The organism is Sporomusa sp. KB1 (genome assembly GCF_007830295.1).
Taxonomy (GTDB): Bacteria; Bacillota; Negativicutes; order Sporomusales; family Sporomusaceae; genus Sporomusa.
Window position 1 is genome coordinate 1,459,740 of record NZ_VLKC01000002.1, and the last position, 13,364, is coordinate 1,473,103.

Annotated in this window: 19 protein-coding genes; 4 read left to right on the forward strand and 15 right to left on the reverse strand. The window is 45.9% G+C overall.

Annotated features, from left to right (window positions below):
- Positions 1-87: 87 nt before the first annotated feature.
- The 3 genes from SALPA_RS10425 to SALPA_RS10435 all read right to left on the reverse strand — a co-directional run bounded on the left by SALPA_RS10425 (position 88) and on the right by SALPA_RS10435 (position 1,168).
- Positions 88-477 carry a hypothetical protein gene (locus tag SALPA_RS10425; RefSeq protein WP_145093283.1) on the reverse strand — a complete coding sequence of 130 codons (390 nt, stop codon included), beginning with the start codon at positions 475-477 and terminating at the stop codon, positions 88-90.
- A gap of 32 nt (positions 478-509) precedes the next feature.
- On the reverse strand, positions 510-731 hold the full coding sequence (locus SALPA_RS10430; RefSeq protein ID WP_145093286.1) for a hypothetical protein: 222 nt from the start codon (positions 729-731) through the stop codon (positions 510-512).
- Positions 732-862: 131 nt separating this feature from the next.
- Positions 863-1,168, reverse strand: coding sequence for a putative quinol monooxygenase (locus tag SALPA_RS10435; protein WP_145093289.1), 306 nt, complete (start codon positions 1,166-1,168; stop codon positions 863-865).
- Positions 1,169-1,617: 449 nt separating this feature from the next.
- Here SALPA_RS10435 and SALPA_RS10440 point away from each other — a divergent pair, with 449 nt between their 5' ends.
- From SALPA_RS10440 to SALPA_RS10450, 3 genes are read left to right on the forward strand one after another with little or no spacing between them, the layout of a single operon-like run.
- Positions 1,618-1,866: a FeoA family protein gene (locus SALPA_RS10440; RefSeq protein ID WP_145093292.1), complete on the forward strand. Its 249-nt coding sequence runs from the start codon at positions 1,618-1,620 to the stop codon at positions 1,864-1,866.
- 21 nt (positions 1,867-1,887) lie between these two features.
- On the forward strand, positions 1,888-2,661 hold the full coding sequence (locus SALPA_RS10445; protein WP_145101878.1) for a FeoB small GTPase domain-containing protein: 774 nt from the start codon (positions 1,888-1,890) through the stop codon (positions 2,659-2,661).
- Positions 2,658-4,064 (forward strand): nucleoside recognition domain-containing protein, encoded by a 1,407-nt coding sequence (locus tag SALPA_RS10450; protein WP_145093294.1) that lies wholly within the window; start codon positions 2,658-2,660, stop codon positions 4,062-4,064. Before SALPA_RS10445 ends, SALPA_RS10450 begins: the two co-directional genes overlap by 4 nt.
- A gap of 27 nt (positions 4,065-4,091) precedes the next feature.
- On the opposite strand, the gene SALPA_RS10455 is transcribed toward SALPA_RS10450, so the two are convergent.
- The 7 genes from SALPA_RS10455 to SALPA_RS30295 all read right to left on the reverse strand — a co-directional run bounded on the left by SALPA_RS10455 (position 4,092) and on the right by SALPA_RS30295 (position 8,552).
- Complete coding sequence (locus tag SALPA_RS10455; protein ID WP_145093297.1) at positions 4,092-4,523, reverse strand: metal-dependent transcriptional regulator; 432 nt, start codon at positions 4,521-4,523, stop codon at positions 4,092-4,094.
- A gap of 391 nt (positions 4,524-4,914) precedes the next feature.
- Positions 4,915-5,226 carry a hypothetical protein gene (locus tag SALPA_RS10460; RefSeq protein WP_145093300.1) on the reverse strand — a complete coding sequence of 104 codons (312 nt, stop codon included), beginning with the start codon at positions 5,224-5,226 and terminating at the stop codon, positions 4,915-4,917.
- A gap of 632 nt (positions 5,227-5,858) precedes the next feature.
- Entirely contained in the window at positions 5,859-6,440 is a 582-nt protein-coding gene (locus tag SALPA_RS10465) for a hypothetical protein (protein WP_255451135.1), read from the reverse strand.
- A gap of 279 nt (positions 6,441-6,719) precedes the next feature.
- Entirely contained in the window at positions 6,720-6,854 is a 135-nt protein-coding gene (locus tag SALPA_RS31470) for a hypothetical protein (RefSeq protein WP_255451136.1), read from the reverse strand.
- 561 nt (positions 6,855-7,415) lie between these two features.
- Positions 7,416-7,637, reverse strand: a complete 222-nt coding sequence (locus SALPA_RS10470) for a hypothetical protein (RefSeq protein WP_145093303.1) — start codon at positions 7,635-7,637, stop codon at positions 7,416-7,418.
- 56 nt (positions 7,638-7,693) lie between these two features.
- Positions 7,694-7,855 carry a Spo0E family sporulation regulatory protein-aspartic acid phosphatase gene (locus SALPA_RS10475; RefSeq protein ID WP_021170163.1) on the reverse strand — a complete coding sequence of 54 codons (162 nt, stop codon included), beginning with the start codon at positions 7,853-7,855 and terminating at the stop codon, positions 7,694-7,696.
- Between the two features lie 550 nt (positions 7,856-8,405).
- On the reverse strand, positions 8,406-8,552 hold the full coding sequence (locus SALPA_RS30295; protein WP_222427944.1) for a hypothetical protein: 147 nt from the start codon (positions 8,550-8,552) through the stop codon (positions 8,406-8,408).
- 616 nt (positions 8,553-9,168) lie between these two features.
- Here SALPA_RS30295 and SALPA_RS10480 point away from each other — a divergent pair.
- The gene (locus tag SALPA_RS10480) at positions 9,169-9,372 is read left to right on the forward strand and encodes a DUF5652 family protein (RefSeq protein ID WP_145093306.1); all 204 of its coding nucleotides are present in this window, start codon (positions 9,169-9,171) and stop codon (positions 9,370-9,372) included.
- Positions 9,373-9,522: 150 nt separating this feature from the next.
- Here SALPA_RS10480 and SALPA_RS30300 read toward each other — a convergent pair whose 3' ends face one another.
- From SALPA_RS30300 to SALPA_RS10505, 5 genes are all read right to left on the reverse strand, one after another.
- Complete coding sequence (locus SALPA_RS30300; RefSeq protein WP_222427945.1) at positions 9,523-9,855, reverse strand: hypothetical protein; 333 nt, start codon at positions 9,853-9,855, stop codon at positions 9,523-9,525.
- A gap of 558 nt (positions 9,856-10,413) precedes the next feature.
- The gene (locus SALPA_RS10490; protein WP_145093309.1) at positions 10,414-10,689 is read right to left on the reverse strand and encodes a hypothetical protein; all 276 of its coding nucleotides are present in this window, start codon (positions 10,687-10,689) and stop codon (positions 10,414-10,416) included.
- Between the two features lie 326 nt (positions 10,690-11,015).
- Positions 11,016-11,531 (reverse strand): FMN-binding protein, encoded by a 516-nt coding sequence (locus SALPA_RS10495; protein ID WP_145093312.1) that lies wholly within the window; start codon positions 11,529-11,531, stop codon positions 11,016-11,018.
- Entirely contained in the window at positions 11,516-12,217 is a 702-nt protein-coding gene (locus tag SALPA_RS10500; RefSeq protein WP_145101882.1) for an ABC transporter ATP-binding protein, read from the reverse strand. The genes SALPA_RS10495 and SALPA_RS10500 overlap by 16 nt, the downstream gene beginning before the upstream one ends.
- Positions 12,218-12,229: 12 nt before the next feature.
- Complete coding sequence (locus tag SALPA_RS10505; RefSeq protein WP_145093315.1) at positions 12,230-13,360, reverse strand: ABC transporter permease; 1,131 nt, start codon at positions 13,358-13,360, stop codon at positions 12,230-12,232.
- Between the last annotated feature and the right edge of the window lie 4 nt (positions 13,361-13,364).

Below are 13,364 nucleotides of genomic sequence, written 5' to 3' on the forward strand. Positions count from 1 at the left end.
AGCGTGCCGTTCCGACCAATTACTGCGTAAATTAACGATTGCAAAACGTTCATCCAAAAGGGGGGCCAGCGCATGATGCCCAGCTTTTTAAACCAGTTCGACAATAAACCGGCGTAAAGCCATATTGAGTATCTCCCCTTCCCATCGCCCATAAAGCCATTCTGTAGCCGTTTTTCCTTGAATCCGGTTTGCCTCGCGAATCCTTTGTGTATATGGTAGAAAGTAGACAATAACAGACTTGGCACCTGATAGCCATTCAGTAGGATTCATGTGGTGAAGTCCGATAATATCCGGCTGTTTAAATGTTTCCCATAATGCATCGGTAGCGCTGGCAACCCCGATCAACGGCAACTCCCAGATCTGCATCCTGTCAGAGGAAGTGGGCGGAGTCGAAATCATTTCCGGATTTTCCACTATATTTTTCGGGTTGGTTAAAACGAAATCGTTGACTTTTTCCTGGATATCCTGTAATAGCATAACAGCTCCTCCTTTCCAATTATAGCAACGGTTTATTCCTCCATGCAGCCAATTTTATCTATTATTACTGCATACCTGGCTGCAATCTCCGTAACGTTAATTCCCGGGTTTCTGCCAATCATGTCCACCATGTGAATTTCAGAGGTGTGTAACACCTCTGAAATTCCAAAATCGCGCGGTTCCGTCATAAGAGAAGACACTTTATTAATAATGCGTATCATAATTTCATGAACAGTTTTGCTTTGGCTGTGCATTGTAATTCCTTCTTTCTGTGTAAGGATTGAGACCGTTTTTCGTCATTATCAATCATCCGCTTCTCTCGATCATTTTACCGCATATAACGATTTGGGGACATTTTACAAAATCATTGTTAAGATAAATCATCCTATCTCAGCTCAGCAATGGAAACCAGTTCCTCATAAAGTTCCACTTGGGGTTTTTCACTAATTAAGCCATCCATTTTGCTGAATACATCCTGTAGGTATGGAGTATTCGAGTGCTGGTCTAACGTCTGCCGGTCTCTATATTTTTCATAAAAGAAAAATTTCCCCGGAACGGACTGAGCAGAGTGTAATTTATATTCAATTACTCCAACCTCTTGGCTTACCTTGGGAAACAACGACATGAGAAGATTTTTTAATTCCTGTTCCTTCCCCGGTTTCGCCTGAATCACCGCTGTCAATACGATCATCTTCATCCTCCTTTTTATTCATTTTTAATATAACCCATAATTAAAAACTCTAGGTTTAATTATATTGTATACCAGGTAAACAACATGTGTCAAATAATTATTTTGCCCCGCCACCCCCTGCCGTTTTTTGCCGCCTGGCGCGTTCGCTGTCCACCTTGGTGTCAAGGCTGAGCGGCGCGCCTTTGGCCCGGGGGCAGTCCCGCTGCGCCTCCCTAGCAGACTGCGAACCAGGCTCTTAGCCAGAAAAAAATAGTATTACCATCAGTAACACTTTGCTCTCTTCCCCATATCCTATAGCAGAGGGTTAAAAATTAGATGTTAGCTGACGCTAACCGTTTTTTTCACACTGGATGTTAGCTGCTGCTAACCTTTTCTTATCCACTCGTGTTAGTCGAAACTAACCTATTAAGCACAGTACTTATTTCAGCAAATAGCAAGGAGGTTATTGTATGCATGTCCCTGATAAATTATCTTCTTTGGCAGACCTTACGGTAGGCACTACCGGTAGAATATCGTCAGTAGAACTGGATGGGTTACTCAGAAGACGAGTGCTGGACTTAGGCCTGGTACCAGGAACGCAAGTAGAATGTATCCGCAAAAGTCCGGTTGGTGACCCCATTGCGTTTCGCGTGCGGAATACGACCATTGCACTACGCAGTGATGACGCTAGCTTGATTAAAGTATACCCGATGGAATAGTGGAGGCGAATAACATTGAATATGCAAGTGAAAAACCGCGGCCGAGTACTGCGTGAACATTTTGGTATAGCCGCTGCGCCAGGGCAATATGTAATCGCTCTGGCCGGCAACCCCAATGTTGGCAAAAGCACCGTCTTTAACGCATTAACAGGTCTGCGCCAGCACACCGGCAACTGGCCGGGCAAGACGGTAGATAACGCCCAGGGTACTTTTACTTATCAGAAAAAACCTTTCCTACTGGTTGACCTGCCGGGAACCTATTCAATACTGGCCCACACAGTGGAAGAACAAGTAGCCCGTGATTTTATCTGCTTTGGTCAGCCGGACGTAACCCTTGTAGTGCTGGATGCCACCTGCCTGGAACGTAATTTAAACCTGGCTCTGCAAGTGATGGAAATTACCCCCCATGTTGTGGTCTGTGTCAATCTCATGGATGAAGCCAGAAAGAAGAAGATTGCAATTGACGTTTCATCCTTGGAAAAGGAACTCGGCGTTCCTGTCGTGGCCACGGCTGCACGTAAAGGGGAGGGATTAGCTGCACTCAGGGAAACGCTCAATCAGGTCAGCACCGGGGTACGAAAAAGCAAACCACGGCAACTTGTCTATTCACCAGCCGTAGAAGAAGCCGTTGAGCAGCTGATGCCTACAGTTCAGCGCCTTATTGACCACAAACTCAATCCCCGCTGGGTGGCTCTCCGCTTATTGGATGGAGATAAGGCCTTTATTGAAAGTATCAGCCGTCATTTAGAGCTCCAACTACAACCAAAAACATTGCAGGAGGTAGCAGCTCTATGAGCGGAACAGTCAAACCCATGACAACGCTAGCTAATATCTGTGCTGAGGCGGATAAAATTCGCCTCAGTTCGGATAATACCCTGGGAGACACTATTGTATCTGACATTTACGCCAACGCGGAGCAGATTGCGCGCAAAGTGGTTACTCATAAGAAACAGGAGCAATCCTCCTGGGATACCCGGCTAGATGACATACTCACCTCTCGCCTGTTTGGTTACCCGATTATGCTGGCCCTATTAGGTACCATCTTCTGGCTAACCATCGAAGGAGCCAATGTGCCTTCCGGCATGATCGCCGATGTACTGTTCGTTTTTCAAGATCAGCTCACCGAATGGTTTACACTGGCAGGGGCTCCTGCTTGGCTGCATGGAGTTCTCGTTTTAGGGCTTTATCGGTCTCTGGCCTGGGTTGTATCGGTTATGCTGCCGCCTATGGCCATCTTCTTTCCGCTATTTACCCTGCTGGAAGACCTCGGTTATTTGCCGCGAGTGGCCTTTAACATGGATAGTCTCTTCAAAAGCTGCAGGGCTTGCGGCAAGCAAGCATTGACGATGTGTATGGGGTTTGGCTGCAACGCTGCCGGTATCGTGTCCTGCCGAATTATTGATTCGCCGCGTGAACGGCTCATCGCCATGCTTACCAACAACTTTGTTCCCTGTAATGGGCGTTTTCCCACCCTGATCGCGATTGCTAGCATTTTTGTCGGCGGAGCATTCGCGGCTGAATATGAGACAGTTGTTGCCTCACTGGTCATCACTACCATTGTCTTACTCGGCATCGCCACTACCTTCGCAGTATCCTGGCTGCTATCTCATACCATCTTGAAGGGCGAACCCTCTTCTCTGGTATTAGAACTGCCGCCTTACCGTCCGCCGCAGATTGGCGCAATTATCTATCGCTCGCTGATTGACCGCACGCTCTTTGTATTAAAGCGGGCCGTAATCATGGCAGCTCCCGCTGGTGCCATCACCTGGATACTTGGTAATGTTTACATAGGAGACATGAGTATCCTTGGCCATCTTGCCGGCTGGCTACAGCCGCTTGGCTATGCAATCGGACTGGATGGGTTCATTCTTCTAGCCTTTATTCTCGGCCTGCCCGCTAACGAGATTGTTGTCCCCATCCTGCTTATGAGTTATATGTCCACAGGTCAAATGATTGAGCTTGATAGCTTGGATGAACTCCGGCAAGTGTTACTTGATCACGGCTGGACCTGGCTCACTGCCGTCTGTTCGATGCTCTTTTGCCTGCTGCATTGGCCATGTACGACCACACTGCTTTCCGCATACAAGGAATCAGGAAGCATTAAATGGACTTTCCTCTCTTTCCTCATCCCGACCCTTATCGCTTTTGCTGTCTGTTTTGTCGTAGCGCAAACGGCCAGATGCCTCGGCCTTGCCTAAAAGCTAACAGGGGCTACCCGCCCTTGTTTATCTCTCCTTATCTTTTTTTTTACTTTGCTGTACGTAATCAACAAACTGCTGGTAGGTTGTCGGATGTTCTTTCATGAAGACCATCAAATGTTGTATCGAAACGATGGTGGTTTTTGATAGGTAATGCTCCATAGCTTCAGCTTCTGCATCAACATCACAATCAGCACAGATTGTCCTGAGAAACTCTTGCAAAAGGGTATTTCTCTCTACCAGATATCCCCCTGTCTGTCTGCCCTTATCGGTCAGTCCGATCACGCCATACTTCTGATAGGTAATATAGCCGCCGGCGCGCAGTTTCCCCACCGCTTTTGTTACCGAGGGCAACTTTACATTTAGCTTGTGACTAATGTCCGTAACCCGCACTATATCGTGACTGACTGAAAACCTGTAGATTTCCTCTAAATAATCTTCCAGGCTAGGCGACAGCATAGGTTCACCCCCTAACCATCATTGACGCTTGTGAATATCATTCTCAGTTATTTTTAAAGCCTATTACATTCTATGCGGGCACATCGCGTGTTGTGTCTAGTAAAGGGAAAAAAATGTACGGACGGTCTTTTGGCTTCCCTTCGCTTTCACCTTAAAATAATACTCCCTCCCCCAAAAAACAGTGTCTAAGGGTACCGACGAACGCCCTGCTAAAGTAGTAAAAGTTGTCTGTTTCGCAGACACAATACAGCGCAGACGCATATGAGGCTTTAAAAGACAAATTTTAAAGACCTTCCGCTCTGGAAGGTCTTATTTTTGTTGGCTTTATTGGATTAGAACAAGTATTTCGTCACGGTCGGCTAGCAGTTGGTAATTATAGGTTCTATGTATATTATCTATGTCTCATTTCCATTATTTCATGGATTGCTCTTTTATGGCGCTCATTTTCATTTTTCTGACGTTCACGCCAATGCTTCTTTGACTCAAACGGGTACCGCTTCATTTCTTTTTCATGGCGCTTGTTTTCTTCTTGTATTTTGTGGGCTCTTTCTCTTTCCCTGTCTCGTTGATGTTGGTCATTTCGCTGTTCGAAACGAGGAGGATCCTCATGTCTTGGTGACGCGGCTGCTACCGATGAGAACATTCCAACTTGCATTAAGCCAAGCATGGAGTATATGATTACTTTTTTCGCTGCAATTTTCATATGTACACTTCCTTTACAGTTTGGATGTCTAATCCATAATCTAATAATAGCCGCCATTATTTAGAATTCATTTAGAAACCATTGGATAAAAATAATAAACCGCCTACCCGAAGGTAGACGGCTACCGCACAACAAATTTGAACGGGCCGCACTTTAAATTAGTTGTGGGTTTACTACGAGCAAACTATGTTAGCAAACCGTGCTACATTCATTATTGCAGCAGAAAAATAGTAAAAGTATTATAATGATGATTATAATACAGCTACTACTACCTCCGAAATTACCAAATCCCATAAAGAATGCCTCCTTCATTACATAGTAGGGACATTACATACTATGCTATACAGGATAGGTTTGCTCCGGGAACATTATAATAAAAAAATCGCACCCCGTAGGATGCGGTAATGTATATTCTCGTACTAGCTACTTGACTATCCTTAATATATGTTTTTTGTTTTCTAAGAGATAATCTCGCTCCAAAGCACATAAATCTTTGGACTGGTATGTTATCAGCTAAAACCAAAGAATACACCTCCAATTAAAAAGTCCGTCGGATTAATCGCCCCTACATATACACCAAAGAAGTAGCTGTCGCGTAATACTTTGCACAGCATGTTTGCAGACAAAAAAGACTAGCAGCCATTCAATTGATATATTATTCCGTTGGAAAAGTGATCTGCCATCATCAATGCTTCCTTCTCAATCCGGCCAAAAGTAGAAATACTTTCGTCGTACTCGCTATTAAGTATCTCTACTGCTTCCTGTTTTGTTAGCGCTAGATGCTCATACCACATAGCCCGCATTTTTTTGACTTTCCAGTAAGGATTGACACACCTTAGAAAGCGCACGATCTCATCCGCGTTTTCATACCATCTTTTTTCTGCATTCGCTGCTGCCTTTGCATTACCAGCCTTCGCTGCCTTAACTAGTTCTGCAGCGATAACTAAGTGATCCCTTACTAAATCCTCAAATTCAGTTGCAATTTCTTTACCATAAAATCTGCAAAATTCCTTTCCGAAATCTGTTGCGTTCCGAAGTAGTCTATTCGTGGTCGCATTCAAATCAGGTGAATTGAATGCAATACCCAAGATTACCATCCTCGTCCAATACACGTGCTGTACCCATAGCAGGCGAAAACAATCTCTTATACGCATTTCCTCTTCGCTAGACAGATACCCTTCGCAACAATCTCCGGGACCTTCCCAATAATTCATGAATATATATCCCCCCTTTACTTATATTACATAGTATTCATCTATTTAAGTTGGAGTGACATATCGTACAAAAAAGAGCCTAATCCATAGGCTTCATATCGTCTAAATAAACCCATGCGGCAGGCCCGCCGGAAAAACGCTCAATTTTTACTTAGCGTTGTTATATTAATCACTTACTATCACTAAAAAATCAAGGAGTTTGTTACTTAATTAGCTCTATTCGGTTAGACCTGTACTTGCCGCCACCATCCTTGTGACAATTAGGACTTTCCTTCCCCATTAGCTCCCTGTAGTTCTCTCCCCTCGGTTGCCGCTTAATGTGATGCACCGCCTGCCAACCAGATAGGCTTCCGTCTGGCAGAGCAGCTTTGCTTCATCGCAAAAACGGCAGCCTTTTTGGTTGCAGTGAAGCATGTTGTCACCTCCTGGATTGTGGCATGAAAAAAGAGCCCGAAGGCTCAATCATTTTTACGTTCATCCAAATATATAAGCGCATAACCCGTTATTGTGATTACTGTAAGCAACACTAATGCAACTATTGTAAAATAATACAGCATGTCAGCGCTCCTTGCATATTTTTTATATTAAATATTATCAACTAATTATTAGAATTATATTATAATGTTTCTGGTAATTACCGCCAATGGCTTGGACATAACGCCGTTCGTGCCTTTCTTATACTCTATACATTCATCGCGTCGCCTATATTCAATGAACGTCCTGACCTTTTGAACAAAAATAAAAACAGATCACCCAATTAAGGATGACCGTTTGTGTATGATTTCAACTATTTTCGAAAGAAGAAACGGGACGTTCTTTCTGCTCCCCTTCGCTTACACCTTAAAATAATACTTTGATGAATCCCGATTACTCTGGTTATTTCGTTGTGTTACTCCTACGATTTCTTTGATTTGTTTGATAATTTTATTACGTTATTCAATATCCAGACTTTGCAAAATTCCAATCGGTTGCCATTCAATATCCATGATACTCACCACCCAGTATTATTTCAAAGCCTGTTTTTTTGTTCATCATGCTGCCGCGTCTCCACTCCATAGGAGGGACAGCCGACTTCATACTGTCTCTACTCCAGGCTATACTTTGGCACTTGCCGTCTACAATACTAACCTTGCCAGCATTGCTTAACCCGCCTATTTGATCCAGGCATGACCGGAAGTTACACTTGATTCGCTGCATTTTCTCCCTCCTTTGGGCATAAAGAAACCGCCCTATTCGGACGGTTTCTTTATCTCTTACCTTGTCTTAAACATTTTGTGATACTTATTGAGAACTTCGTCAAGTTGCTTACTAATTTGCATTACTTCTAAATCTGAAATGCCTTTTTCAAGAACTAACTTATTTAGCACTTGGCGAAGATTCTCAATTTGACTTAATACTTCGTCATAATCTCCCATGTTTTTCCCCTCCTTCCCTGATAAAGAATAATTTACCAGGGAAAAATTGATAATTGGTGAAAAATTAATTGGGGGACATGAAAAAAGAGCCCGAAGGCTCTATCACTCCCTTTACCATTTTTATACACACTTTGGCAAAAGGAAATTAGTTCCTGCAAAAAAAGCCGCCCAGTTATGGACGGCTTTAATCAACAACAACTGCAACAACCTTTATTACATTCCGGTGATAATTCTTTTTGATACCCACATTCCTTACATTTCTCAAATGCAATCTGTCCATCACGATATGTAACTAGTGCTGGCTTTTTACATTCTGGGCACTCTTCTGGAATAAGACTATATTTCATATAATCAACCCCTTTAGCGTTTTGATTATATTTTATAATAAATAATAATTATTGTCTAGTAATTATTTTATGTTTATCTGCCAATCTTTCGCGTACTGTATGCGAATAGCCGCTCTATAACCAGAACGGCTAAAGTACATTTACTTTACACTATCATATTACCACGGAAAAACCGCAATGGAGTGCTTCCCTACTTAAATATTTTAAAAACATCCTCTTTTTAGAGCTACTAACCGCACCAAATCTACAACTTCTTTCCACCAGGTAGTGAGCGACCGATCAGATAACCAGAACTTCTCCGGTACCCCATTATACTGCCGCGCCATCTCATCCGCAAACTGCTCCTGCACATAACTACGCCAAACCTCGCACCCGTTCACTGTCTTATTCCGGCTGGCAGCTTAACGCCTAAGGTCTAAGAATAGTCTTTTAATCTTACTCAACCAGGGTTTATACCCTACTTTAGCCTGCTCATTGGTCTCTCTATGGTTTCGCAGGCTATTTGGCTATCGGTTTCTTCATGTTTTTACTCCCTTATTTTCTCATATCAGAAAGAGGATATGAGAAAATCGCAACGACGTTTACATATTATGGTGACAATCACATATAAAAAGGAGTTTTAATCATGTTCAAAAAATTAGTCTTAGCTACGCTTCTAACCATTGTTTCTTTCTTGGGTTTCCCAGCCTCTACTCATGCAAGTAATTTAAGTACGGACTTGGATATCAAACAACTGATAAATATCATCCCTATGTAATTGAGGTTGTACGCCAGTAATTTGACAGCTATTAATGCTAATAACTAGTGTTAATAGCTTTTTTTATATGCCTCTCCGGCCCAGCAAGGGCTCTATTTACAGTACAGTAACTTTCGTACTGATATGGATCAAGGTAATGCCTTTTTTCTATAATACAAACTTGTTACGATAGACATCCTATAATTAGCAAACTCGTAAAGGAGATCTTTATGCAGAACTTAATAGCTATTGTCCAAAACAACCCCGGACTACTTATTTTAATTGTCGCTTGGAGCACAGTCTGGAAGGCTATCGCCACTTGGCATGCCGCCCGGAATAGTCAATTGGGATGGTTTATCGCACTATTCATTATTAACACTGTTGGCGTGCTAGAGATTATCTATCTTTCCTTCTTCGCAAAAAGAAAACCATAAAGCAGGTGTGGGGCAGCTTTCACGGCTCAATACCCCCGCTCGTCCTTAAGCTCGTCGATTAAATCCCGTACCTGCTCAAAAGTCATATTATTGAAGTCGTATTCATCGGGTCATAGCCAAGCTCATCAAGTAACTGCTCTGCATAGCTAATCATCCTGTCTGTCGGCTTACCCATGTAAATCCCTCCTCATTCCACTCCCAAAGTCGCTGTCTTCCTTTCGCTGGTACCGGTTCGATCAGACGAACATTGTCCAATATCCAGGCATAGCGGCCAGGAGTCCAATCACCAAAGGCAATCTCTTGCTCAGATGGTACAATGTACTTACTAAAATCAGGGTGACGCTTATCTAATGTCATTGACTCTGCGCCTACGCTGATATGTTTAGCAATATCAACGTTTGTGCCAGGATTATTGACGATGTAATAGCAGTCAACCAACCCGGCTACGGCAATTACCGAACCTACGGGTAAATCTCGTGTCATAGCAATGCCGGACTTGTGCAATGCTTCCGCTATTGTTCTTCTCTCAGCTGATCTGTTATTAACCTAGCCCAGCATGAATAGCAATTGGCCCCCGGTACTTAGTCGGCCAGCTCCGTGTCTCTATGCACTTAGCGCCGCAGGCAATGAGACTTGCCCACGGCTGCAGGATTGCTATGGCTTTCATTCTAATCTCATCTTTATGAAATAACTCTGTAACTAAAACTATCCTGTTCTCATATTATGTAATATAGTTGCCCTTAAGCTATGTAGGAGGTGTAGTGTGTCACAGAGATATAGTAATATGGATTGGGAAACTCCGGAAATATTTGATTTTGATGATGATTACTCAGAAGAAGTTCCCCGTCAGTTATGCGCTCCAAAGCATTTTTGCAACCCGCAAGTTTCATGTATGCCCCACTGCTTCCCTCGTCGTATATGCGCCCCAAGGCAGTTTTGTAACCCCCGCGTTTCGTGTATGCCTCTCTGCTTCCCTCGTAGAAGGTGTTTCCCTCGACCTTGCTTACCTGTCTAAAACATCCTCATATGAACCTTACCCGGTCATTCTGGCCGGGTATTGATTTTCTCCCCGCTCTGCAAATACTTCAAAGCCGCCTCTGTCGCTTCTTTCAGGACCTTAAAATCCTCTACGCTGCCGCCGGCATCCGGGTGGCGCTGCTTGGCTAAAGACCAGTATCGTTTTTGCACGTCCTCGGCCCCGGCCGGTATCTGATCAAAACCAAGCTCCTTGAAGCATACTGGCACTTCCACCGTTGGCGGAAGAAACCATAATCCTGCTACCCAGGTACTTAGGTCATATATCCCGCGCTCGACCATCCGTGCGAGATCCTCCAGCGCCAGCACAACCTGGGCGAACGCATCGCTGCCATATGGAAGCAACGGGACGTTCTGAAATCACTGAAAAACCCTTGCTTTTACGCAGTAGCTCTCTCTTGAAACCTCACATCTACCCCTTTTGATAAAAACGAACAAAGTTGCATAAATAAAGAGAGAAGTAGGCTTGCTATCTCTTTAGATTTACCGCCAATGCCGTCAACTTTCCTTGCAACATTACGCTTTTTAGACTACCCTCGGGCACGGTCTAATCCATGGAAGCGTTGTCTGGCCACCGCAACGCCATCAGTGCCTGCACGTGCGTCAGCCTACTCAAATATTTTTTTCAACGTATCCAAAGCCCATCGCTTTAAAGAAATACTGGCACTGGACTTGGCGTCCACCGGCGCAGCCTGGTTGAGCGCCTTTTTCACTGCTTCGCTAAACTGCTGATACGAAACGGTAGCCCCTGATACCGCGTCAATAGCCTTCACGTTTTGCGTCTCCACCAGCTTGGTCGGATAGTCCGTCGAAGCTTTCAGTGCGTGTTGTGCTTTTTTGTAAAATTCCTGATTTTCAATTTTACCGTTGGTTTTGCCGTAATCTTCATCCTTGATTGTGCCGTCTTTTTTAATTCCTCTGTAATCAGCCTTGATGATCCGCCCTTTTTCGATGACCAGCGTGATCTCACCCACTGCGCCCCGTTCATCAGGACTGCTCCGGGCCGTGTAGGTGCCATCTTTATAGCTTTTTGCCGCTGGCCCCGTTTCCTTGGCTCCGCCGCAACCGGCCAACAGACTGACCGTCAAAATACACGCCGCTAAACCGGCTAGCCATTTGCGCATGTGCAGGCCACCTCCCCTGTTCGGCAGTCGTTTTGCCGCTGATCGGCAATCCGGCCATGCCCCAGCACGATGCACCGTTCCGCCTGCTCTGCCACTTCCGGGTCATGGGTCACAGTAATAATTGTATGCCCTTCCCGGTGCAGCGCCTGGAAAATTCCCAACACCAGGTCTTGATTGGCTTCGTCGAGATTGCCGGTCGGTTCGTCAGCCAGGATAAGTGCCGGGTAATTGATCAGCGCCCGGGCAATACATACCCGCTGCTGTTCTCCGCCGGAAAGCTGGCTTGGCAAATGCCGGGCCCTTTCTTTGAGGCCCACCCGTTCTAAAGCAGCCAGGGCCTCGGCTTCGTCCGGCATACTGTGATAGTATTGCGCCACCATTACATTCTCCAAAGCGGTCAAATACGGCACCAGATGAAACTGCTGAAACACCAGTCCAATTTTATCCCGGCGAATGGCAGTCAAGCCTTTGGCCGGCAAAGTTGACAAGTCCACTCCGTCTAAAACGACCGCCCCGCCGGAAGGTTTATCCATACAACCAATAATATTCATCAGCGTAGTCTTCCCCGAGCCGGACGGGCCCATAATCGCCAGCCATTCACCCTGCTTGACCGTCAATTGAATGTTGTCCAGGGCCTTGACCGTCCCGTAATCCATGGTAATACCGCGTAATTCCAATATATTCATCATAGCCCTCCTTTACTCGCCCCGGAGTACAATCGCCGGTTCCACATGGGTCGCTATCCTGACCGGAATAAGACAGGCCAGACCAGCCACCGCTACCGCCACAATAAAAGCGGCCAGCGCTACGAGCGGTTGAAACGATATGGACCGGGCAAAAACCTGGATACTGACGGCCTGAGCAAAAAAGAACCCGCAGCCGGTGCCCAGCAGACCGCCCAGCCCGCCGAGCGCTAATCCTTCTCCCAGAAACTCCAGGACAATGCTGCGGTTCTCCGCCCCCAGCGCCTTTTTCAGTCCGATTTCCTTACGCCGCTCGGTCACTACCGCCATCATGGTGGTAGCCACGCAGATCAGGGTTAACAACAGGACAATCAGCGTAACCAGATACACCAGCGCCTGCAATTTACCCAGCACCAGCCCCTCCGACTGGGTCAGTTGTTTGACCAGCCGCGGTGTGACGCCAGGCACTGCGTCGGTCACTTGCTGCAACCAGGCCGTCAATTCGGTTTCGCCAGCTTGCACGCTCACCTGGGCCACACTAACCTGGCCGGGTTTGCTCAGCCACTGCTGCAGCAAGGGCAGTTCCATAAAAATAAAGTCCTCTTCATTGCCCCCGGTGTGGACAATACCCGCCACCGGCAGCTTTTTCTCTTCATCAGACCCCGGCACCGCCACCGTCACCGTCTGGCCAGGTTCCAGGCGCAGCCGTTCCGCCACCTCTGCGCCGACGACTACCCCACCGGAGCCGGGTGCCGGCCACTGGCCTGCAAGCTGCCAGTAGGGGCTGACTTTTTGCACGGCGGCAAAATCCGTGCCCGCTGCCATGACCGGTTGGGCATTGACTTTTACCCGATCATACAAATACGGGGCTAGGCCAATTACTTTCCCCTGCGGCAGCGAATCCACTGCCTGCTGCATGGTCTGTTCCTGTAAGACCTGCTTGTCCCCCGCCGGTAACAATAAGAGATTGGCCCCGTAGGAGCGAAATTCCCGGCCCATTTGCCGGGGCACATCGTAATACAGCGTCACCAGTCCTGACAGTACGGTCGCACCAATCGCTACCGCCAGCAAAGCGACGATCATGCGCGACCGGCGGCGCAACAAGGCATATAACACCATTTTTCCGTATAAAGAGTATTTTGTCATACTA